This window comes from Stutzerimonas kunmingensis (genome assembly GCF_900114065.1).
Lineage (GTDB): Bacteria > Pseudomonadota > Gammaproteobacteria > Pseudomonadales > Pseudomonadaceae > Stutzerimonas > Stutzerimonas kunmingensis.
On sequence record NZ_FORS01000007.1, the window covers coordinates 53189 to 74419 of the forward strand.

19 protein-coding genes are annotated in these 21231 nt (G+C 64.4%); 11 read left to right on the plus strand and 8 right to left on the minus strand.

What is annotated here, in order from left to right; translation table 11 throughout:
- Window positions 1–50 precede the first annotated feature (50 nt).
- The 4 genes from nosR to BM275_RS16475 form a co-directional block, all read right to left on the minus strand.
- Window positions 51–2228 carry a transcriptional regulator NosR gene (gene nosR / locus BM275_RS16460; RefSeq protein WP_090522358.1) on the minus strand — a complete coding sequence of 726 codons (2178 nt, stop codon included), beginning with the start codon at window positions 2226–2228 and terminating at the stop codon, window positions 51–53.
- A gap of 260 nt (window positions 2229–2488) precedes the next feature.
- Entirely contained in the window at window positions 2489–3739 is a 1251-nt protein-coding gene (locus BM275_RS16465; RefSeq protein ID WP_090522360.1) for an acyl-CoA dehydrogenase family protein, read from the minus strand.
- A 167-nt stretch (window positions 3740–3906) separates the two neighbouring features.
- Window positions 3907–4347: a CopD family copper resistance protein gene (locus BM275_RS16470; protein WP_090522363.1), complete on the minus strand. Its 441-nt coding sequence runs from the start codon at window positions 4345–4347 to the stop codon at window positions 3907–3909.
- 69 nt (window positions 4348–4416) lie between these two features.
- Window positions 4417–4770 carry a hypothetical protein gene (locus BM275_RS16475; protein ID WP_042927114.1) on the minus strand — a complete coding sequence of 118 codons (354 nt, stop codon included), beginning with the start codon at window positions 4768–4770 and terminating at the stop codon, window positions 4417–4419.
- A gap of 208 nt (window positions 4771–4978) precedes the next feature.
- Between BM275_RS16475 and BM275_RS16480 the strand changes: the two genes are divergently transcribed.
- On the plus strand, window positions 4979–5398 hold the full coding sequence (locus BM275_RS16480) for a DUF488 domain-containing protein (RefSeq protein ID WP_090522366.1): 420 nt from the start codon (window positions 4979–4981) through the stop codon (window positions 5396–5398).
- On the opposite strand, the gene BM275_RS16485 is transcribed toward BM275_RS16480, so the two are convergent.
- A complete protein-coding gene (locus tag BM275_RS16485) occupies window positions 5382–6377 on the minus strand; it encodes a TRAP transporter substrate-binding protein (RefSeq protein ID WP_208607484.1) in 996 nt (331 codons plus the stop codon). The genes BM275_RS16480 and BM275_RS16485 overlap by 17 nt on opposite strands.
- Before the next feature lie 345 nt (window positions 6378–6722).
- Window positions 6723–7718 (minus strand): TRAP transporter substrate-binding protein, encoded by a 996-nt coding sequence (locus tag BM275_RS16490; RefSeq protein ID WP_090522369.1) that lies wholly within the window; start codon window positions 7716–7718, stop codon window positions 6723–6725.
- Window positions 7719–8075: 357 nt separating this feature from the next.
- Between BM275_RS16490 and BM275_RS16495 the strand changes: the two genes are divergently transcribed.
- The gene (locus tag BM275_RS16495) at window positions 8076–9023 is read left to right on the plus strand and encodes an NAD(P)/FAD-dependent oxidoreductase (protein ID WP_208607486.1); all 948 of its coding nucleotides are present in this window, start codon (window positions 8076–8078) and stop codon (window positions 9021–9023) included.
- Between the two features lie 272 nt (window positions 9024–9295).
- Window positions 9296–10672 (plus strand): L-serine ammonia-lyase, encoded by a 1377-nt coding sequence (locus BM275_RS16500; RefSeq protein WP_090522371.1) that lies wholly within the window; start codon window positions 9296–9298, stop codon window positions 10670–10672.
- A gap of 123 nt (window positions 10673–10795) precedes the next feature.
- On the opposite strand, the gene BM275_RS16505 is transcribed toward BM275_RS16500, so the two are convergent.
- Complete coding sequence (locus BM275_RS16505) at window positions 10796–12355, minus strand: sigma-54-dependent transcriptional regulator (protein WP_090522373.1); 1560 nt, start codon at window positions 12353–12355, stop codon at window positions 10796–10798.
- A 250-nt stretch (window positions 12356–12605) separates the two neighbouring features.
- Here BM275_RS16505 and phhA point away from each other — a divergent pair, with 250 nt between their 5' ends.
- The 7 genes from phhA (at window position 12606) to codA (ending at window position 19547) form a co-directional block, all read left to right on the plus strand.
- Window positions 12606–13391: a phenylalanine 4-monooxygenase gene (gene phhA / locus BM275_RS16510; protein ID WP_090522375.1), complete on the plus strand. Its 786-nt coding sequence runs from the start codon at window positions 12606–12608 to the stop codon at window positions 13389–13391.
- Between the two features lie 233 nt (window positions 13392–13624).
- Window positions 13625–13981, plus strand: a complete 357-nt coding sequence (locus BM275_RS16515) for a 4a-hydroxytetrahydrobiopterin dehydratase (RefSeq protein WP_011914586.1) — start codon at window positions 13625–13627, stop codon at window positions 13979–13981.
- Window positions 13981–15177 carry an amino acid aminotransferase gene (locus BM275_RS16520; RefSeq protein WP_090522377.1) on the plus strand — a complete coding sequence of 399 codons (1197 nt, stop codon included), beginning with the start codon at window positions 13981–13983 and terminating at the stop codon, window positions 15175–15177. The genes BM275_RS16515 and BM275_RS16520 overlap by 1 nt, the downstream gene beginning before the upstream one ends.
- A 197-nt stretch (window positions 15178–15374) precedes the next feature.
- Window positions 15375–16136: a phytanoyl-CoA dioxygenase family protein gene (locus BM275_RS16525; RefSeq protein WP_090522379.1), complete on the plus strand. Its 762-nt coding sequence runs from the start codon at window positions 15375–15377 to the stop codon at window positions 16134–16136.
- Between the two features lie 84 nt (window positions 16137–16220).
- A complete protein-coding gene (gene cynS, locus BM275_RS16530; protein ID WP_090522382.1) occupies window positions 16221–16670 on the plus strand; it encodes a cyanase in 450 nt (149 codons plus the stop codon).
- Window positions 16671–17020: 350 nt separating this feature from the next.
- Window positions 17021–18298 (plus strand): cytosine permease, encoded by a 1278-nt coding sequence (codB, locus tag BM275_RS16540; protein ID WP_090522384.1) that lies wholly within the window; start codon window positions 17021–17023, stop codon window positions 18296–18298.
- A 13-nt stretch (window positions 18299–18311) separates the two neighbouring features.
- Window positions 18312–19547, plus strand: coding sequence for a cytosine deaminase (codA, locus tag BM275_RS16545; RefSeq protein WP_090522386.1), 1236 nt, complete (start codon window positions 18312–18314; stop codon window positions 19545–19547).
- On the opposite strand, the gene BM275_RS16550 is transcribed toward codA, so the two are convergent.
- On the minus strand, window positions 19541–20227 hold the full coding sequence (locus BM275_RS16550; RefSeq protein ID WP_023445041.1) for a c-type cytochrome: 687 nt from the start codon (window positions 20225–20227) through the stop codon (window positions 19541–19543). The two genes, codA and BM275_RS16550, sit on opposite strands and share 7 nt — an antisense overlap.
- Window positions 20228–20686: 459 nt before the next feature.
- On the opposite strand from BM275_RS16550, the gene BM275_RS16555 reads away from it, so the two are divergent.
- The gene (locus BM275_RS16555) at window positions 20687–21190 is read left to right on the plus strand and encodes an acyl-CoA thioesterase (protein WP_042927133.1); all 504 of its coding nucleotides are present in this window, start codon (window positions 20687–20689) and stop codon (window positions 21188–21190) included.
- Window positions 21191–21231: the final 41 nt, after the last annotated feature.

Genomic DNA, 21231 nt, shown 5'->3' on the forward strand with positions numbered 1-21231 from the left:
GGACATCTGCTTCAAACACATCGATCGAGCACTTCGCCTACGGCGATGACTCAGGGTTCCACTACTTGCACTACGGGAATCAGCGACGGGTCGGCCGGTGCCTTCTTGCCGCGCTTGGCGCGCTTGTTCTTCAGGATCAGCGGCGGGCACTTGTTTTCGTTGTGATAAGTCATCTGGCAGTCCAGGCAGTAATGGCACTCGTTGTGGTTGATGTGCCCATCCGGATGGATGGCCTGGATCTCGCACTCCTTGGCGCATAGCTGGCAGGGGCTGCCGCATTCCGGACGGCGCTTGAGCCAGTCGAACAGGCGGACCTTGCTGCTGATCGACAGCGCCGCACCCAGCGGGCAGACGTAGCGGCAGTACACCTTGCGGGTGAAGATGTTGATCACCAGCAGGAACACCGCGTAGGCGACGAACCACCACTGGCGGTCGAACTTGAGGGTGATGGCGGTCTTGAACGGCTCAACCTCGGCGGCCTTCTCGGCCATCATCATCGACTCGAGCGAGAGCCCGAACAGCACCAGCAGGACGATGTACTTGATCGCCCAGAGCCGCTCGTGCACCGCGAAGGGCAGCTCGTACTGCGGAACCTTCAGCTTGCGTGCCGCCTCGTTGATCAGCTCCTGCAGCGCACCGAACGGGCACAGCCAGCCGCAGAACACGCCACGGCCCCAGAGCAGAATGCTGGCGGCGGTGAAGGTCCAGATGATGAAGATCACCGGATCGGAGAGGAACAGTTCCCAGCGGAAGTCCTGGAACAGCGCATGGGTGAAGGTCAGCACGTTAACCACCGACAGCTGACCGAGGGCGTACCAGCCGATGAACACCACGGTGAACACCAGGTAGCCACGGCGCAGCCAGTGCAGGAACTCCGGCCGCTGGGTGAACTTGTCCTGCAGGAACAGGATGACCGTCAGCAGGCCCAGCGCCGCGAGGATCACGCCGATCTGGAACGACTTCTGATACCAGATGTTGACCCACACCGGGCGGTTGGCTTCCTCGATGGCGGCCAGCTCCTCGGCGGTCGGCAGTGGCCGCTCGATGTACTGCTCGGGCATCTGATACGGCAGCTCGAAGCTGGTGAACATGCCGCTGATCGGACCGATCTGGCGGCGCACCAGCAGCTCCAGCGTCCAGGGCGAACCTGGATCGAACGCGGCGTGCTCACGGACGATGAACACCGCCATCTCGCTGAAATCCGGAATGCCGTCGGCATACACGTCGTCCAGCCGCTGGAAGTCCATGTCGCGGAAGCTGATGACGTTGCCGAACTGGCGCAGCTGCACCCGATCGAAGATGCCGCCGCGCACATAGCCCGAGCCTTTGAACGAGTATTCGCCGCTGCCCATCACCGCGACGGCGTGCTCGCCTGGCTTGAGCTCGTCCATCAGGGTGCGGTAGTGCGCGTCGCCGAGCAGCGCGCGGCCGATGGTCGGCGGATTCAGATGGGTGGCGTAGAGGTCGATGAAGGTGTCCTGCACCTCATCGGCCGTGGCCTCGTCGATGCCTTCGCCCTCGGTGCCCTTGAACGCCTCGTCGATGTCGCCCTTGGTCAGGTGCAGGCGGCGGATCGCGCCGTTGCCGGTCAGCTCGCTCCAGGTGGCCTCTTCGTAGTAATCCTGGCGGACGGTTGCCGGCTTCTGCGCGATGCCGGCGTTGTCTTCCACCAGCCCCAGCGACACCGCGACGTCGTGGGCGGCGCGCATGACGATCTCATTGACCACCATCACCGTGACGGTGGCACCGGTGACGGCATCGATGGTGACCGCATTCTCGTCCCGGGAGCGACCGACCACGACGCGCTGATCGACTCGGATGCCCTGGTACTTGGCGTTGAAGGCGTGGAGCTCTTCTTCGGGAATGCCGATCAGCAGGATCGGTTCATGGTGCTCAAGCACATAGGCATCGACGATCACACCCTGCGGATCGAGCAGCACCTGCATGTTGATGGGCTTGCCGGAATAGGCGGGAATGTCCACCACATTGATGGACTGAAAGGCGTAGCCGAGTACCTCGTCACCCTTGGTGATCGTGCGGACCTGATAGTCGCCCTCGGCTGCCGAGAGACTGGCACCGGGGAAGAACTTGTCGAGGCGCTGCTGCTCGGCTTCATATTCCCTGGCCTGCAGCGACGATGCGCAGACGCTCAGGATCAGCAGAATGACAAAGCCCTTGACCCAGGTACTGAACGTACCGGCCAGCGACCAGATTTCACGGGAAGCCATCGAGTTACCTGCTTGTACGGTTGGCGTAAGCGGATGGTAGGTGAGCGCCTACATGCCTCCCCTTGATTGCAATCAAGGACTCCCCCGGCGGCTGGTTTCGTTGTCCCATGTCAAAGAACACCATGACCGTGAACAAAGACGTTGTTATGACCAGCCTAGGTCAGTGCACCAAAATAGCGAGCGAGGCGGCACGGATAGCGCCAAGGAGACAGCGGGGAGGACTGCGCCCACGCAGGCGCAGCCGGAGGGAGGTGACGCGTTCAGTGGCGACCCGGCGGGGTGAGATAGGCCGCCGTCGCACCGCGGCTGGCTTCGCTGGCCTTGATTTCCATCTTCGCAATGCTGCGCAGATGTACCTGATCCGGGCCGTCGGCAAAGCGCAGCGCGCGGCCGCCGGTCCACATGTCGGCCAGCGGCGTGTCCGGCGTCAGGCCCATCGCGCCGTAGACCTGGATCGCGCGGTCGACCACGCTGGTGTGCATGCGCGGCACCAGCGCCTTGATCATCGAGATTTCCTTGCGCGCCGCCTTGGCACCGACCTCGTCGATCATCCAGGCGGTCTTGAGCACCAGCAGTCGCGCCTGCTCGATCTCGATGCGCGATTCGGCGATCCAGTCGGCGACATTGGAATACTGCTGCAGGTACTTGCCGAACGCCTTGCGCTCCTGGCAGCGCTCGACCATCAGTTCCAGCGCCAGCTCGGCCATGCCGATCGAGCGCATGCAGTGGTGAATGCGCCCTGGCCCCAGGCGCGCCTGGGCCATCATGAAGCCGTCGCCCTCCCTGCCCAACAGGTTGCTCGCCGGCACCCGCACATTGCGCAGCAGGAGTTCGCTGTGACCTTCCGGGGCGATGTGGTTCATCACCGGGATGTTACGCACCAGCTCGACACCGGGTGTGTCGAACGGCACCAGGATCATGCTCTGCTGCTGATGGGTCTCGGCGTTCGGGTCGGTCTTGCCCATGACGATCAAGAGCTTGCAGTTGGGATGCGAGGCGTTGGTGATGAACCACTTGCGACCGTTGATCACGTAGTCGTCGCCGTCGCGACGGATCAGCGTCTGGATGTTGGTAGCGTCGGAAGACGGCACGTCCGGTTCGGTCATGGCGAAGGCCGAGCGGATCTCGCCTTCGAGCAACGGCGTGAGCCAGCGCTGACGCTGTTCGGGCGTGGCGAACATGTGCAGCAGCTCCATGTTGCCGGTGTCCGGTGCGTTGCAGTTGAACACTTCCGAAGCCCAGTGCACGCGCCCCATGATTTCCGCCAGCGGCGCGTACTCGAGATTGCTCAGTCCCATGCCCGGCTCGTCTTCGCCGAGCGACGGCAGGAACAGGTTCCACAGCCCTTCCGAACGGGCCAGCGCCTTGAGGTCGTCCATGAACGACACCGGGTACTGCCCCGCCGCCACCTCCGCGTGCCAGGCACCGATGCGCGGCACGATGTGCTGGTCCATGAAGGCGCGCAGCTGCTCGCGCAGCGCCTCGACGCGTGGGCTGTAGGCGAAATCCATGGCTAACCTCTGCTGATCGGGAAACGATGCAGCCACCTTAGCCCCCGCTGCCGCTAAAGCAACGAGGCTACGGCGACTGAATCAGGCCCGATAAGCACGGAGCGAAGCCCCAGCCGAATTGACCCTGATCATGACTGCGACTGGCAAAACTGGTATGCAGCACAGCCTCACCAATGCAGGTAGAACATGCCCTTGGCGAGCAGCACGATACCGATCATCTGCAGCAGGATCGCCCAGTGGATGGCACGGTAGCGGGTGGGCGTCATGCGTCCCTTGCGCAGCAGGACGGCGACCAGGCCGAAGGTGATGAACACGCCGATCGCCAGCAGAATCTTCAGCGCCAGCAAGGTGGCGAAGCTGCTGGCAAACGGATCGGCCAGCGCCTCGCGGTGATACCAGCCCAGGCCGATGCCGGCACCGTAGACGAACAGCACCACCCAGTGCAGTACCACCCGCGAACGCGCCCCGACCGCACGCTCCACCAGCGGCATGACTTGCTCGCCGACCTGCTGGCGGATGCGGCCGAGGATCATCACCTCGAAGAACAGCGTGCCGATGAAGAAGATCGCGGCCAGCAGATGCACCACGTGCAGAACGGAATAACTCATCAGCGCCTCCTCGGTGTCAGTCAGCCGCGATCATCCCCCAACACCCGCCGCGGGACTACCTGCCCGCCGTCATTTCGCCGCCGCGGTGATCCGAGCGCCGTCACGTTCTATGTGCTGCCCCTGCAGGAAGCGGTCATCAGATGTACGAATGCGAGCAACGCTGCCATCTTCGCGCTTGACCACATACAGCGTCTGTTCGAGCCCGGCAGCATGCTGCGCGCCCTGCCCCATCAGGTAGCCGATGCCGCCACCGACCAGCGCCCCGACCGGGCCACCCGCCGCAGCTCCGAGCATGAAGCCACTGAGCCCACCGAAACCGCCGCCGACCGCCCGGTCTTCGTGGACTTCCAGAACCTCGTCTGCGCTGGCCAGACCGCTTGCCAGAATCGCTGCTGCTGCCATCAGAACCATTGCCTTTTTCATGTCACGCTCCTATCGAGTAATGAGTTGCACCCATTCTCTTCTTCACGAAGCGTGCCCAATATTTAACCCAATAAAATCAGATAGATAATAAATTAAGGGTATATATGACCAACCATCTATAAGTCATAAAAACCATTCATAGAGTATTTTTTACCCTAGCGCTTCAGTATCTTTTACCTAGACTCAGAGGCAGGCTCCGGAGGTACTGATGATCCAGTGCAAACGCGCATACGAACCGCCGTCGCTGGAAGACGGCCAGCGCATACTGGTCGACCGGTTGTGGCCAAGAGGTTGCCGCAAGGACACCCTGGCGCTGCACGCATGGCTGCCGGACCTGGCGCCTTCCACGGCACTGCGCAAGGCGTTCAAGGGCGGGGAGATCGGGTTTGCGACGTTTCGCCAGCGCTATCGGGACGAACTGGCCGGCCACCCCGAACACTGGTGGGCGCTACTGGAGATGGCCGGGCGCGGCATGCTGACGCTGATCTACGCCGCGCAGGACGAACGTCAGAACAATGCCCGGGTGCTGGCCGAATGGCTGGAGGAGGAAATACAGCGACTGGAGCGTCCCAGCTCGCCGGCCTGCCTTGCCGGCGAACTGGACGGAAGGATCAACGGCGACGGTTGACCGTCATGGCCGCGCGAATCAGGTCGGCGCCGATTTCCGCTTCATAGGTTTTCCAGACCGGCAGCATCCGCTCGCGCCAGGCCTGGCGTTCTTCCGGCGTCAGAGTGATCAGCTGGCTGCTGCCGCTGGCGAGAATGCGCTCGCGATCGCGGCGATTCACGGCCGCGGCCTCTCGGTTCACCGCCTGGGTCACCTCGAGAATGATGCCTTCCAGCTCCGAGCGTACGGCGAAGGGCATGCTCAACCAGAAATCGTTGTTGGTAATCAGCATGTAGTCGAGCACGCCGTGGTTGCTCTCGGTGATGTACGGCTGAACGCTGTGCATGTTCTGGCTGAGGATGTTCGACCAGGGATTCTCGGCGCCCTGGACCACACCACCCTTGAGCGATTCATAGACCTTGGCGAACGGCAGCACGACCGGCTTGGCGCCGACGACGGCGAACTGCGACTCGAGCACCGGCGACGGCTGGATGCGGAAGGCCAGCCCACTGGCATCGCTCGGCTTGCGCAGCGGTGTGGTCGCGGATAGCTGCTTCAGGCCGTTGTTCCAGTAAGCCAGGCCGTAGACGCCATGGGACGCCATCGAACGCAGCAGCTCACGCGCCGCCTCGCGCTTCTGGAAACGCTGCAGCGCTTCGGCGTCATCGAACAGGAAGGGCAGGTCGAACAGCTGCAGTTTCTTGGTGTAGGGCGCGAACTTCGACATCGACGGCGCCAGCAGCTGCACCTTGTTGTCGAACAGTGCCTGCATCTCCTCGGCATCGCCGACCAGGGTCGAGTTCGGATAGACCTCGACCTTGATCTTGCCTGCCATGCGCTCCTCGACCAGCTGCTTGAGCAGCAGCGCGCCCTTGCCCTTGGGCGTGTCGTCCGCCACCACGTGGGCGAACTTGATGACGATCGGCGCATCGGCGGCCATCGCCGGAGCACTCAACCAATACAGGGCTGCGATCAGCGCAGCGACACAATACTTGTACATCTGACCCCCAACGGGAAAAGCCCGAAGGCGCCTCGTGAGCACCGTTCGAGTAGTTGATCGATTTTGATAAGGCCTGGGCTGGCGCAGGCGCGCAGCCGGTCTTTTATCTGAGGCGGCCAGATCAGCGCGTGTGGCAGTCGCCGGCTGGCCTTTATTGGAATGTGGCTGGCGAGGAAATCGGCGCGAGAGCCGTCGCCAGCCAGACGAAAGTCTAGTGATCAACGCGTGCGGCACAAGGCCGAAAAAGCCCGACCAGCTCTCAAAACGAGACTTTGGTCGTAATTCGGCAGGCTTTGCCACAGGGCCTGCGGGAACGCTCCGGCAGCAGAGGCCGGAGCTGTCGGGTCAGCGACGATTGACGGTCAGCGCCGCGCGCAGGATGTCACTGCCGATCTGCGCCTCGAACGACTTCCACACCGGCTGCATCTTCGCCCGCCAGGCCTGGCGCTGCTCCGGCGTCAGGGTGACCAGCGTGGCGCCGCCACTGGCGAGCAGCTGTTCGCGTTCACGCGCGTTGATCGAGGCGGCCTCGGCGTTCACCGTCTGGGTGACCTCGAGCAGGATGCCGTCCAGCTCCGAGCGCACCGCAAAGGGAATGCTGGTCCAGAACCTGGAGTTGGTCACCAGCATGTAGTTGAGCACGCCATGGTTGGTTTCGGTGACATAGCTCTGCTGGCTGCTGCCGCTCTGTCCGCGGATGTTCGACCAGGGCCCCTCGGTGCCCTGCACGGTGCCACTCTGCATCGCCTTGGACACCTCGGAGAACGGCAGGCGCACGGCTTTGGCATCCACCGCGGCGAACTGCGCCTCGAGCACCGGCGACGGCTGGATACGGAACGCCAGACCCGCCGCATCGGCCGGATTGCGCAGCGGCTGATTGGCCGACAGCTGCTTGAGGCCGTTATTCCAGTAGGCCAGCCCGTAGATGCCCCGATCGGCCATCGAGCGCAGCAGCTCGCGGCTGGTTTCGCGCTTCTGGAAACGCGCGACGGCCGCCTCGTCGTCGAACAGGAACGGCAGGTCGAACACTTCCAGCTTCGGCGAATACTCGATGAACTTGGACAGCGAGGGCGCCAGCATCTGCACCTTGTTGTCCAGCAGTGCCTGCATCTCGTCGGCGTCGCCGACCAGCGTCGAATTCGGGTACACCTCGACCTCGACCTGGCCGGCCAGGCGCTCGCGCACCAGCTTCTGGAACAGCAGCGCGCCCTTGCCCTTCGGCGTGTCGTCGCCGACCACGTGGGCGAACTTGATGACGATGGGTTCCGCGGCTTGCGTGATGACTGGCGACAACAGCAGGAACAGCGCCGCACAGGGCGCAACAACCAGAGACTTGAACAACTTTTTACCCCCACGGGAAATAAGCTCGGCACGGCGCCTCGTGAGCTCCGTTCGAGTGGTTTTGCGATTGGATGTGGTTCAGCCCACGCCTGGTAGGGCGCTGCCGAGATGTGTAGCGCGGGATCAGCGCACGGCGAACGAATTCGCAGGCTGATCTTTATTGGAATGGCGGTGACTGTTCAGTATCGGTTGGATATGCCCGGTCATCGAGCCGCGAAGTGTTGGCCATCAGCGGCTCTGGCACAAGGCTCGAAGCTCCGACCAGCTCTCAAAACCGAACATTGCATCGTTCAACCTCGGCGAACTTTATCGCCGCCGCCGGCTTCTACTGGCAACGCCCCGCCACCGGCCAATGCAATGACGCCCGCACAAACCGACCCGCAACCCATCGTGATCGACTGCCTGATCGTCGGCGGCGGCCCCGCGGGCCTCACCGCGGCACTGTACCTGGCGCGCTTCCGACGCAGCTGCATGGTGGTGGACGCCGGCTCGAGCCGGGCTTCGTGGATTCCGCGCTCGCGCAACTACCCGGGCTTTCCACCAGGCATCAACGGCAACGACCTGCTGGCAAGGCTGCGCGAACAGGCCAGCGGCTATGGCGCCCGCCTCGAACAGGGCCACGTCGAGCACATCGAGCCCCACGCCGAAGGCTTCAGCGTGCGCTACGGTGATCGCCTGTGCATAACGCGGCGGATCATTCTCGCCACCGGAATCGAGGACACGCTGCCGGACATGCCCGGCGTCGAAAAGGCCATCGACGAAGGCAAGGTGCGGCTGTGCGCGATCTGCGATGGCTACGAGGTCGATGGCGACAACGTCGCGGTCTACGGCGAGGCGGAAAGCGCCATCACCCACGCGGTGTTCCTGCGCACCTTCACCGACCGGGTCACCGTGATCGTGCATGGCGAGCAGGATGCCTGCGATCAGGCCATCGCCCTGGCCGAGCACTACGCCATTCGCCTGATCGGCGACCGCGTCGAGTCCCTGCACCCCTGCGAGACCGGCATCGAACTGCTGACCTGTCGCGGCGAGCGGCACCACTTCGACATCATCTACCCCAGTCTCGGCGCGCGCTTTCGCTCCGAACTCGCCGTGCAGCTCGGCCTCGACTGCGACGAGTGCGGCGGCGTTAATGTGGACGAACATCGGCAGACTTCGCTACGTGGCCTCTATGCGATCGGTGACGTGACCATGGGCCTGAAGCAGATCAGCGTCGCCATCGGCCAGGCCGCGCAGGCCGCGACCGCCGTGCACAACAGCCTGGAAGCCAACCCCTGGGGTGGCTCGGCGGCTACCCGCGCCTAGAGCAGTTCGCGCAGAAGCCTCCTCCCGGCGAATCGCGCCGCGGCCGAAACCCGGCAACATCCATGCGCCACCGAAGGTCCAGTGGCCTGCGCGGTGAGTTGGTTGAGGCAAGTTCGGATGAACATGGCTCCAAGACAAGGCGCTGCGACTAGTCATAGCGGGCTATGGTAAGGAGCAGCAACGCAGTATCGGGGCCATGGGCGCCGAAATTGACCCACTGAACTTACCAAACAGGCCACTAGACTTAGACAAGCCTCGCAGCGGAGCCCCTCATGTCACTCAGCGTCTTCGACCTGTTCAAGATCGGCATCGGCCCGTCCAGCTCGCACACCGTCGGACCGATGCGCGCGGCGCTGCGCTTTGCCGAGGGTCTGCGCAACGAGGAACTGCTCGCCACCACCGACCACCTCAGGGTCGAGCTGTACGGCTCGCTCGGTGCCACCGGCAAGGGCCACGGCAGCGACAAGGCTGTGCTACTGGGGCTCGAGGGCGAGCTACCGGAGCGCGTGGACACCGCAAGCATTCCCCTGCGCATGGCGGCGATGCGCGAATCCCACGAGCTGCGTCTGCTGGGTGAGACAACCATTCGGTTCGATATCAGCAATGACCTGCAATTCATCCGCAAGCCGCTGGCCTTCCATCCCAACGGCATGATTTTCCGCGCCTTTGACGCCGCCGGCCTGCAGGTGCGCAGTCGTGAATACTATTCGGTGGGCGGTGGTTTCGTGATCGACGAGCAGGCCGCCGGCGACGACCGCATCGTCGAGGATGCCACCACGCTGCCCTACCCCTTCCACAGTGCCGCCGAGCTGCTGCAGCACTGCACCGGACACGGGCTGTCCATCAGTCAGCTGATGCTGGCCAACGAGGCGGCTTGGCGCCCGGAGGCGGAAACCCGCGCCGGCCTGCTGCGCATCTGGCAGGTGATGCAGGACTGTGTCAAAGCGGGCTGCCGCACCGAAGGCGTCATGCCCGGCGGCCTCAAGGTCCAGCGCCGTGCCGCCGGGCTGTACCGTCAGCTCAGCGAACACCCGGAAGCCAATCTGCGCGATGCGCTGAGCGTACTCGACTGGGTCGACCTCTACGCCCTCGCGGTCAACGAGGAGAACGCCAGCGGGGGCCGCGTAGTCACCGCGCCGACCAATGGCGCCGCCGGGATCGTACCGGCGCTGCTGCACTACTACATGCGCTTCATTCGTGGTGCCAATGAGGATGGAGTAGTGCGTTTCCTGCTGACGGCGGCGGCCATCGGCATCCTCTACAAGGAAAATGCGTCGATCTCCGGGGCCGAGGTTGGCTGCCAGGGCGAGGTCGGTGTGGCCTGCTCCATGGCTGCCGGGGCGCTGTGCGAGGTGCTCGGCGGCACGCCGCAACAGGTCGAAAACGCCGCCGAGATCGGTATGGAGCACAACCTGGGACTGACCTGCGACCCGGTCGGCGGGCTGGTTCAGGTGCCCTGCATCGAGCGCAACGCCATGGGCGCGGTGAAGGCGATCAACGCCGCACGCATGGCCCTGCGTGGCGACGGCAGCCACTTCATCTCGCTGGACAAGGTGATCCGCACCATGCGCCAGACCGGCGCCGACATGAAGAGCAAGTACAAGGAAACCGCCCGTGGCGGGCTGGCGGTGAACATCATCGAGTGCTGAGGTTGATGCTGCGCATGTGCAAGTGCGCCCCCAAGACCTGATGCCCTCCGGCATAGCGCGCGGGCTGCCCACGAATCAACTGGGCGCGGCCAAACCGGCCCAGCCGAGACGGCGCGGCGTAGCTCACGCCTCCGCCTTGCCCACCCCATGCTCGCGCAGTTTGTTGGCGATGGTGGTGTGCGACACGCCAAGTCGCTTGCCCAGCTGGCGGCTGCTCGGGAACTGCTTGTACAGCCCTTCCAGCACGGCCTTCTCGAAGCGCCCGACGATGCTCGCCAGATCGCCCTCCAGGGAGAAGTCGCCCAGCGGCTGCGCCGCGCCGTAGCCCGGCAGGCGGATGTGCTCGGGCTTGATGGTACCGCCCTCGCACAGCGAAACCGCCTGGAACAGTGTGTTCTCCAGCTGCCGCACGTTGCCCGGCCAGTGGTAGCCGGCCAGCCGCTCCAGCGCCTGCGGCGAGAGCGTCGGCAGCGGACAGCCGATCTGCCGGCTGGCCTGGTCAATGAAGTGCAGCGCCAGCGGCTGCAGGCCGTCGAGGCAATCGCGCAGCGGCGGGATATGCAGCGACAGCACGTTCAGCCGGTGATAGAGATCCTGGCGAAACTGTCCGCTGGCGCAGAGCTCGGAGAGATCGAGCTGGGTCGCGCAGATCACCCGCACATCGAGATAGACCTCCTCGTCGCTGCCGACCCGACGAAAGCCGCCGTCCTGCAGAAAGCGCAGCAGCTTGGCCTGCAGCCGCGGGCTCATCTCGCCGACGCCATCGAGAAACAGCGTGCCGCCAGCCGTGAGTTCCAGCAGACCGAGCTTGCCTTCCGGCCGCGCACCCTCGAAGGCGCCGGGGCCGTAGCCGAACAGCTCGGTCTCGGCCATCGACTCCGGCAGGCCTGCGCAGTTGAGCGCCATGAACGGCGATTGCCCGCGCGGACTGGACAGGTGACAGGCGCGCGCCAAAAGCTCCTTGCCGGTGCCGGTCTCGCCTTCGATCAGCAGCGGCGCATCCAGCGGTGCCATGCGCCGCGCCTCACGCACCACCGCGGCCATCACTTTCGAGCTCTGGAAGATGCTGTCGAAGCCGCGCAGCTCCTGTTTGCGCACCTGGTAGATCCGCTCGCCGACCCGGTCGGCGCGATGCAGGGTCAGTACCGCGCCGGCCAGTGCCTCGCTGTCGTCGTGTTCGGATTGCAGCGGCGCGATGTCGGCGAGGAAGACATCGCCCTTGATCTTCACCCGCAGGCCGTTGATCCGCGCCTTGTTGGCGCGCACCAGTTCGGGCAGGTCAAAGTCCTCGGCGTAGCGCGACAGGCTCATGCCCGGCACTTCGTCGACGCGCACACCGAGCAACTGCGCGGCGGCACGATTGGCGGCAACGATGGCGCCGCTCATGTCGATGGACAGCACCGGAAACTCCAGCGCGCCGAGCAGCGCGTTGAGTTCCAGGGAATGCCGCTCGCTGGGCATCAGGCTGACCTTGCGTAGCTCGAACACGCCGGGCAGCGCCTCGATCTTCGGCCGCAGGGCCTGCAGCTGCAGGTTCATCAGGTTGGGACAGTGGAGGTAGATGGCGTTGCCCTGCTCGCCGCCGACCTCGCCACGGGCGACGTTGATGCCGTAGTCGACCAGCAGGTTGAGCATGTCGCGCAGGATGCCGACGCGGTTCTGGCAGAGAATCTTGATACGCATGGCGAAGCCCTGTTGTTTTGTTGTGGGGCCGACGGCGCTTCGGTCGAGCGCCGCAAATTTCCGTCAAGATTATTTGCCAGATAAGCCGCTTGGCAATGCCGCCGATCCGGCCGCTGACGAAAACGTCAGACTTTCCTTACAGACAACACCAGGCAAGGTGCGACATCGCGCCACAGCGGGACTCGCCGAGGGTACGTCTTCGCGTTCGAATGAGGGCAACAACAAGATGCCCAAGCGGCCAGGAGTACCGATGAAGACGACCCACTACGTAGCCCGCGAACCGGACGCGCAGGGGCACATTCATTACCCCGACGCCGAACACGCGGTGTGGCAGACGCTGGTCGAGCGGCAGCTGAAGCTGCTCGAAGGACGCGCCTGCCAGGAATACCTCGACGGCCTCGACCAGCTCGCCCTGCCCCGCGAGCGCATCCCGCAGCTCGGCGAGATCAATCGTGTGCTGGAGGCAACCACCGGCTGGCAGGTGGAGCGCGTACCGGCGCTGATCCCCTTCCAACGCTTTTTCGAACTGCTGGCGAGCAAGCGCTTTCCCGTCGCCACCTTTATCCGCACCCCGGAAGAGCTGGACTACCTGCAGGAACCGGACATCTTCCACGAGATCTTCGGTCACTGCCCGCTGCTGACCAATCCGTGGTTCGCCGAATTCACCCACACTTATGGCCAACTCGGCTTGAAGGCCAGCAAGGAAGAACGGGTGTTTCTCGCACGGCTGTACTGGATGACCGTCGAGTTCGGTCTGGTGGAAACCCCGGCCGGGCTGCGCATCTATGGCGGCGGCATCCTCTCGTCGCCGAAGGAGACGCTCTACAGCCTGTCCGCCGAGCCGGAGCGGCAGCCGTTCGATGCCAGGGAAGCCATGCGCACGCCCTATCGCATCGATATTCTGCAGCCGCTGTACTTTGTCCTGCCGGACCTCAAGCAGCTGTTCGATCTGGCCCAGCAGGACATCATGGCGATGGTGCGTGAGGCCATGCGCCTGGGGCTGCACCAGCCGAAGTTTCCGCCAAAGGCGGCGTAGTGGTGGACAACGTCGCAGGCCGGTTCACGCGTTTCGCAAGACACCGTTCGGCCTACAGGCCAGGCGTGCTGGTCGAAGCCGACGCTGACCTACCCCCCCTGCGGAAGGAACCTGGCCGCGAATCCTCTTGCCTTGTAGGGTGGATAACGCCGAAGGCTTATCCACGCGGCCGCCGCCACACCACCCGCCATTTCACCTACCCTTTCCAATCATCAAACAAAAGGACCGACACGATGACCGCCCTCGCCCAAGCCCAGTGCGAAGCCTGCCGCGCCGATGCACCCAAGGTATCCGATGAAGAACTGGCCGAGCTGATCCGCGAAATCCCCGACTGGAACATCGAAGTGCGCGGCGACCACATGGAGCTGGAGCGTGTCTTCCTGTTCCGCAACTTCCGCCACGCCCTGGCCTTTACCAATGCCGTCGGCGCCATCGCCGAGGAGGTCGGCCACCATCCCGCCCTGCTCACCGAATGGGGCAAGGTCACCGTTACCTGGTGGAGCCACGAGATGCGCGGCCTGCACCGCAACGACTTCATCATGGCCGCGCGTACCGACCAGCTCGCCGCCAGCGCGGAGGGCCGCAAGTAATGCACTTCGGCCAGATTCCCCGCGTGCCCGGCGATCCGATCCTCGGCCTGATGGACCTGTATCGCGCCGATACCAACCCGGCCAAGCTCGACCTCGGCGTCGGCGTCTACAAAGACGCCCAGGGCCTGACGCCGATCCCGCGCGCGGTGAAGCTGGCCGAGCAGCGCCTGGTTGATAGCGAGCAGACCAAGAGCTACATCGGCGGCCACGGCGACGCCCAGTTCGGTGCCCTCTTGCTGCGTCAGGTGCTCGGCAGCCGCGCCATTGCCCTTGGCGAGCAGCGTGCCGGCTGCACCCAGGCGCCGGGCGGCACCGGCGCGCTGCGCCTGGCCGGCGAGTTCATCGCCAAATGCCTGCCAGGGCGCAGCATCTGGCTGAGCGATCCCACCTGGCCGATCCACGAAACCCTGTTCGCCGCCGCTGGCCTGCGCGTGCAGCACTACCCCTACGTCGGTGCCGACAACCGGCTCGATGTCGACGGTATGCTCGCCGCACTGCAGCAGGTGCCGGCCGGCGACGTGGTGCTGCTGCACGCCTGCTGCCACAACCCCACCGGCTTCGATCTGGATCACGACGACTGGCTGCGGGTGCTGGAGGTGGTGCGTGCGCGCGAGCTGCTGCCACTGTTCGACTTCGCCTACCAGGGCTTCGGCGACGGACTGGAAGAGGACGCCTGGGCAGTTCGACTGTTCGCCGAAACGCTGCCGGAAATGCTCATCACCAGCTCCTGCTCGAAGAACTTCGGCCTCTACCGCGAGCGTACCGGCGCGCTGATCGCCGTCACCAGCGATGCCGAGCGCCTGCTCGACGTGCGCAGCCAGCTCGCGTCGCTGGCCCGCAACCTCTGGTCGACGCCACCGGCCCACGGCGCCGCGGTGGTGGCGACGATCCTGGCCGATGAGCCGCTGCGGCAGATCTGGCAGGACGAGGTGGAAGCCATGCGTCGGCGCATCGCCAGCCTGCGGCAGGGGCTGGTCGAGGCGCTGACGCCCTATGGGCTGGCCGAGCGCTTCGCGCACATCGCCCAGCAGCGAGGGATGTTCTCCTATACCGGCCTTACCGCCGAGCAGGTACGTCGGTTGCGTGCCGAGGATTCGGTGTATCTGGTGGAAAGCGGACGGGCCAACGTCGCCGGGCTGGATGCCGAGCGCCTGGATGCGCTGGCCAAGGCCATCGCACGGGTGGTTTCGAACTAATCGAGGTGCGCGCCGGTGACGCCGCTTCTGGCGACGCCGCCGGGTACGCCGGAGCGAGGAGACAGTCGCGCGGCTCGTGACCACGCAGCTGGCTGCCGAAGCAGCGCTGGCACAGTAGCGCGGCAAGCTTTCAGCCGGCTTTCAACGCGCGCCCACGCTGCCTATGCTGAGCGATAGTCGTCCGACCGTTTGCCGCCATGCCTGAATCCAGCGACCTCCAGCAACAGCTCGCCGCCCTGCACCAACAGGGCTTCGTGCTGCTGCCTGCGGTGATCGATCCGCCAACGATCACGGAGCTGCGTGAAGCCATCAACCGGCTCGAACCCATCCATTGGGACTACCAGGGCCTGGTCGACGACCACTTCAAGTGCGTGTTCAATCGCTCGTCTTTCTGGTTGCGCTTTCTCGATCTGCCCGGCGTGATCGAACTGGCCGAGGCGGCGCTCGGCACGGACTGCCACATCATCGGCCAGACCGCCTGGCGCAGCCGCCCGGGCTTTATCGGCGGCGAGCTGCACGCGGACTATCTAGCCATGGAGCTGCCGGAAAGCCTGCTTGCCGACCCCACCTTCGAGCTGCCGATGCAGGTCTGTACCGCGCACCTGTACCTGGACGACATCGACGCCGACCTCTGCCCGACCCTGGTGATCCCCGGCAGCCACCGCGCCGGACGTAGGCCGCGCCCGGGCGAAGCGCAGTGGCACGGCCGCGCGGCCGAGCCGGTGCTGTGCAACGCCGGCGACGTGCTGCTGTTTCGCAGCGACCTCTGGCACGCCGGCAGTCGCAACCGCACGACCGAGCGCTGCCGCTACCTGCTGCAGATCCACTACGGCCGACGCATGGTGGCGCAGAAGTTCTCGCCCTACCTGCACTTCAGCTTCAACCCCGAAGTGCTGGCCGCCGCCACGCTGCGACAGCGTCGCCTGCTCGGCGAGCACGAAGCGGCCGAATACGACTGAAACCCCTGGCACCGAACCTGCATCGACCGAGGCCCGCCGCGCCCGCGCGGCCATTGACTCGCATTCGCCAGATGAGGATTCGCCATGATCAGCAGTCGTGAACAGGTCACCCAGATGATCGTCTCCGCCAAGGTGCGCAAGGGCCTGAAGTGGGCGCATGTCGCCGAAAGCATCGGCATGTCCAAGGAGTGGACCACCGCCGGCTGCCTCGGTCAGATGGCCTTCGACAAGGCCCAGGCGGAAACCCTGGGGCAGCTCTTCGAACTCTCCGACGAGGCCGTCGCCTGGCTGCAGATCGCCCCCTACAAGGGCTCGCTGCTCACCGCGGTGCCGACCGACCCGCTGATCTACCGCTGGTACGAGCTGGTCAACGTCTACGGCACCACCATCAAGGAGCTGATCCACGAGGAGTTCGGTGACGGCATCATGAGCGCCATCGACTTCTCCATGGATATCCAGCGCCAGAGCGACCCCAAGGGCGATCGCGTCAACGTCGTGCTGTCCGGCAAATTCCTGCCCTACAAGAGCTACTAAGCGGCCGGGCCAAACCCATCAGCGGGTGCAGATCTCCCCGCGTGCCAGGCTTTCCACGCTGTTGCCCAGCGGGTCGGTGGCACTCAGGTCCGCACCACGTCCGCGCAGCACCTGGAGCAATGCCTTGCGCTGGCCGGGATCGCACTCGCTGGCCAGCTGGGGAGAGAACGTCGCTCCGCTTGCGGTAGCTTCGCGCTAGGGCGCCATTCCGGTGCGCGCATCCAGCTCGTTGCACCAGCACGAGCCAGCCTTGATGAAGGCGTCATCGCGTGCGCGCCGAGTTGGCCGATCGGTCAGCAATGGCATGGCATCTGCAATCTGGCTGCATCCACCTTTGCGGAGCATCCACCATGAAACAGCCCGTCGATACCGACTACCCCTTGAGCGAAGTGCCAGCCGGCGCGCGCAAGGGGCTGTGGTCCACCTCCATCCTGCTGTTCGGCTTCACCTTCTTCACCGCCACCATGTTCGCCGGCGGCAAGATCGGCCTGGCCTTCGACTTCAAGACCATGCTCTGGGCCGCGGTGATCGGCAATCTGCTGCTCGGCGCCTATGCCGCAGTGCTCGGTCTGATCGCCTGCCGCAGCGGGCTGAACTCGGTACTGATGGGGCGCTTCTGCTTCGGCGAAGTCGGCAGCCGGCTGTCCGACTTCCTGCTCGGCTTCACCCAGATCGGCTGGTACGCCTGGGGAACGGCGACCATCGCCATCGTCCTTGTGCGGCTGCTGGAGTTGCCGGAAAGCTGGACGCTGCCGTTGATGGTGCTGTTTGGTTTCGGCTTCTGCCTGACCGCCTTCGTCGGCTACAAGGGCCTCGACCTGCTCTCGCGCATCGCGGTGCCCGCGATGCTGGTACTGCTGATCGCGTCGCTGTGGACCGCCACCCGTGACATTGGCGGGCTGGACGGCCTGCTCGCCGTGCAACCGGGCGACACCCTGACCCTCGGCATGGCCATCACCATGATCTTCGGCACCTTCGTCAGCGGCGCGACCCAGGCCACCAACTGGACGCGTTTCGCCCGCAGCAGCAAGGTCGCGGTATGGGCCAGTTTGATCGGCTTCTTCATCGGCAACGGCCTGATGATCATCGCCGGCGCCTACGGAGCAATCGTCTACCAGCAGCCGGATATCGTCGAAGTGCTGGTGCTGCAGGGCCTGTCGATGGCCGCGGTGGTGATGCTCTTCCTCAACCTCTGGACCACGCAGGACAACACCATCTACAACTTCGCCGCTGCCGGCTGCAACCTGCTGCGCACCGAGCGCCGCCGCCTGGTGACCCTTGGCGGCGCCTTCGTCGGCACGCTGCTGGCGCTGGGCGGCATGTACGAACTGCTGATCCCCTTCCTGATCCTGCTCGGCTCGATCATTCCGCCCATCGGCGGCGTGATCATGGCGGACTACTTCTACCGTCATCGTGGGCAATACCCGAAACTGGCCGAGGCGCGCCTGCCGAAATACAACAGCCTGGGCCTGGCGGCCTATGTGCTGGGCGCCGCCTGCGCCTATTTCTCGCCCTGGGTGGCGCCCATCGTCGGCATACTGGTGGCCGCCGCAGCCTATATTGTGCTGTACGAGGGTCAGCGCCTGGCCCTGTCGCGCACGGTGCTGACGCAAACCGACGCACGCTGATCAAGGAGTCACCATGAACATCCTCAACGCCCGCCTGCGCGGCCGCAGCGGCCTGTACCGCATCGAACTGGACGGCGCGCGGATTGCCGCCATCAGCTCGCAACAGGCACCAGCCGAAGCCAACGAGGGCGATATCGACGCCGCCAGCAATCTGGTGGTGCCGCCCTTCATCGAGCCGCACATCCACCTCGACGCCACGCTGACCGCCGGTCAGCCGGCCTGGAACATGAGCGGCACGCTGTTCGAGGGCATCGAGCGCTGGGGCGAGCGCAAGGCGCTGGTGACCCACGAGGACACCAAGGCACGGGCGAAGAAGACCATCGACATGCTGGTCGACCACGGCATCCAGCATGTGCGCACCCACGTCGACGTCACCGACCCGACGCTGTCGGCGCTGAAATCGATGATCGAGGTGCGCGAGGAAACCCGCCACCTGATCGACCTGCAGATCGTCGCCTTCCCACAGGAGGGCATCGAGTCGTTCAAGGGCGGTCGCGAGTTGATGACCGAGGCGATCGCCATGGGCGCCGATGTGGTCGGCGGCATTCCGCACTTTGAGAACACCCGCGACCAGGGCGTCAGCTCGATCAAGTTCCTCATGGACCTGGCCGAGCGCAGCGGCTGTTTGGTGGACGTGCACTGCGACGAAACCGACGACCCACAGTCACGCTTTCTCGAAGTGCTCGCCGAGGAGGCGCGGGTGCGCGAGATGGGCGAACGCGTCACCGCCAGCCACACCACGGCGATGGGCTCTTACGACAACGCCTACTGCTCCAAGCTGTTCCGTCTGCTCAAGCTGTCGAAGATCAACTTCGTTTCCTGCCCGACCGAGAGCATCCACCTGCAAGGCCGCTTCGATACCTATCCCAAGCGCCGCGGCCTGACCCGTGTGGCCGAGATCGACCGCGCCGGGATGAACGTCTGCTTCGGTCAGGACTCCATCGTCGACCCCTGGTATCCGCTGGGCAACGGCAACATCCTGCGCATCCTCGAAGCCGGGCTGCACATCTGTCACATGCTCGGCTACGAGGACCTGCAGCGCGGCCTGGACCTGATCACCGACAACAGCGCACGGACGCTGAACCTGGGCGAGCGCTACGGACTGGAAGTGGGGCGCCCGGCCAACCTGCTGGTGCTGTCGGCGCCGGACGACTACGAGATGCTGCGCACCCAGGGCCATGCCCTGCTTTCGGTGCGCAATGGCGAAGTACTGATGCGCCGCACGCCGGCGCAGATCCAGCGTTACTGAGCGGCGGCTGTAACGTTGCGCAAACGGTTGATGTTGGCCATCTCCTCGGCCGGTGTCAGCTTCAGCTGCGAGAGATAGGCCGCCAGCGCCTCCACGTCTGTCGCGGAAAGCTGCGCGGCGACGCCAATCATCACCGAACCTGCGCGGCTGGGATCGTTCTCGCGGAAACGCGTCAATGCCTTACGGATGTACTCGTCCGGCTGTCCGGCCAGCCGCGGCATGGTCTCCATGCCCTCCGCATGCGCGCCATGGCAGCCGGTGCAGGTGGTCTGGAAGATCTTCTCGCCGGTATTGCGCAAGGCTGCATCCGTCGCACCTTCCGGCGGATTGACCTTCTGCTGGCTGAAGAACACCGCGATGTTCACCCGCTCCTCCATGCTGAGGTTCTGCGCCAGCTTGGACATGACAAAGTCGGTGCGCTCGCCGCTGGCGAACTTCTCGAAGGCGTGGAACAGGTATCGCGGATTCTGCCCGGCAAGATTGGGAATGTGCTTGCGCTTGCTGTTGCCGGTTTCGCCGTGGCAATAGGAACAGAACACGGCGCGTTCCTGACCGGCCAGGCTGGCCTGCTCGCGCCGTTGCTCATCGGCCATGACGTAGTTGAAGCGCTCGACGACCGCCTCGCTGGCATGAGTCAGCGGAACGAAGCAGGCGAGCAGGGCAAGAGCGAGCGTACGCATGAGGAGGCATCCGTTACTGAAGTAGTTAGTGGACTGTTTGGGTTCAGTTGGTCAATTTCGGCGCCCATGGCCCCGATACTGTGTCGCAGCGCCTAGTCTCGGAGCCCTGTTCATCCGAACTTGCCTCGACCCACTCACCGCACAGGCCATTAGGATTTTTTGGGCATCCGACTATAAAAAGCGCCAGGCCAGCGGACCCCGGCACAGGTCAACAAAAGTGCTGTTGTGCGAGGCGTCGGCGCCATCCGTGAGCCGCGTCACACGTCGCCGCCGGACGTGAGGACAGGAACATGACACTCATGCCGTAGCTGGCGCTTTTTCCGCCAAATGACAGAAGTGCGCGCCTTTGCCGCATTGACGATAGAAAAAATCGATGAAGCGTTTTGCTGGAAACGCCAGACAGGAAGGAGGCATTCGACTAAAGTAGCAACCCTTCACCACCGAGGAGCCGTAACCCCCATGCTAGATGGACATGCAGAGCTGACCATGACCGTGCTGATGACGCCGGACAAAGCCAATTTTTCCGGCAACGTACATGGCGGCACGCTGCTCAAGTATCTCGACGAGGTCGCCTACGCCTGCGCCAGCCGCTACGCCGGGCAGTACGTCGTCACCCTCTCGGTGGATCAGGTGGTGTTCCGCCAGCCGGTGCATGTTGGCGAACTGGTCACCTTCCTCGCCTCGGTCAACTACACCGGCACCACTTCGATGGAGATCGGCATCAAGGTCGTCACCGAAGACATTCGCGAGAAGACCGTGCGCCATACCAACAGCTGCTTCTTCACCATGGTCGCCCTCGGCGAAGACGGCAAACCGGTAGCGGTACCGCCGCTCAACCCGAAGACACCTGAACAGCAGCGTCGTTTCGCCCAGGCCTACCAGCGCCGCGAAATACGCCGCGAACTGGAACATCGCTACAGCGAGCTACGCGCTGGCAACGAGCGCCTCACCGCCGTGAAGTAAGCGCTACTCCGTGAAACCACGTGGAATCCGGCCAGCCTGGA

Excerpts from the sequence above, each read along its gene's own strand:
- nosR (WP_090522358.1), bottom strand. The coding sequence starts at position 2,228 with ATGGCTTCCCGTGAAATCTGGTCGCTGGCCGGTACGTTCAGTACCTGG.
- BM275_RS16465 (WP_090522360.1), bottom strand. The coding sequence starts at position 3,739 with ATGGATTTCGCCTACAGCCCACGCGTCGAGGCGCTGCGCGAGCAGCTG.
- BM275_RS16470 (WP_090522363.1), bottom strand. The coding sequence starts at position 4,347 with ATGAGTTATTCCGTTCTGCACGTGGTGCATCTGCTGGCCGCGATCTTC.
- BM275_RS16475 (WP_042927114.1), bottom strand. The coding sequence starts at position 4,770 with ATGAAAAAGGCAATGGTTCTGATGGCAGCAGCAGCGATTCTGGCAAGC.
- BM275_RS16480 (WP_090522366.1), top strand. The coding sequence starts at position 4,979 with ATGATCCAGTGCAAACGCGCATACGAACCGCCGTCGCTGGAAGACGGC.
- BM275_RS16485 (WP_208607484.1), bottom strand. The coding sequence starts at position 6,377 with ATGTACAAGTATTGTGTCGCTGCGCTGATCGCAGCCCTGTATTGGTTG.
- BM275_RS16495 (WP_208607486.1), top strand. The coding sequence starts at position 8,076 with ATGACGCCCGCACAAACCGACCCGCAACCCATCGTGATCGACTGCCTG.
- BM275_RS16500 (WP_090522371.1), top strand. The coding sequence starts at position 9,296 with ATGTCACTCAGCGTCTTCGACCTGTTCAAGATCGGCATCGGCCCGTCC.
- BM275_RS16505 (WP_090522373.1), bottom strand. The coding sequence starts at position 12,355 with ATGCGTATCAAGATTCTCTGCCAGAACCGCGTCGGCATCCTGCGCGAC.
- phhA (WP_090522375.1), top strand. The coding sequence starts at position 12,606 with ATGAAGACGACCCACTACGTAGCCCGCGAACCGGACGCGCAGGGGCAC.
- BM275_RS16515 (WP_011914586.1), top strand. The coding sequence starts at position 13,625 with ATGACCGCCCTCGCCCAAGCCCAGTGCGAAGCCTGCCGCGCCGATGCA.
- BM275_RS16520 (WP_090522377.1), top strand. The coding sequence starts at position 13,981 with ATGCACTTCGGCCAGATTCCCCGCGTGCCCGGCGATCCGATCCTCGGC.
- BM275_RS16525 (WP_090522379.1), top strand. The coding sequence starts at position 15,375 with ATGCCTGAATCCAGCGACCTCCAGCAACAGCTCGCCGCCCTGCACCAA.
- cynS (WP_090522382.1), top strand. The coding sequence starts at position 16,221 with ATGATCAGCAGTCGTGAACAGGTCACCCAGATGATCGTCTCCGCCAAG.
- codB (WP_090522384.1), top strand. The coding sequence starts at position 17,021 with ATGAAACAGCCCGTCGATACCGACTACCCCTTGAGCGAAGTGCCAGCC.
- codA (WP_090522386.1), top strand. The coding sequence starts at position 18,312 with ATGAACATCCTCAACGCCCGCCTGCGCGGCCGCAGCGGCCTGTACCGC.
- BM275_RS16550 (WP_023445041.1), bottom strand. The coding sequence starts at position 20,227 with ATGCGTACGCTCGCTCTTGCCCTGCTCGCCTGCTTCGTTCCGCTGACT.
- BM275_RS16555 (WP_042927133.1), top strand. The coding sequence starts at position 20,687 with ATGCTAGATGGACATGCAGAGCTGACCATGACCGTGCTGATGACGCCG.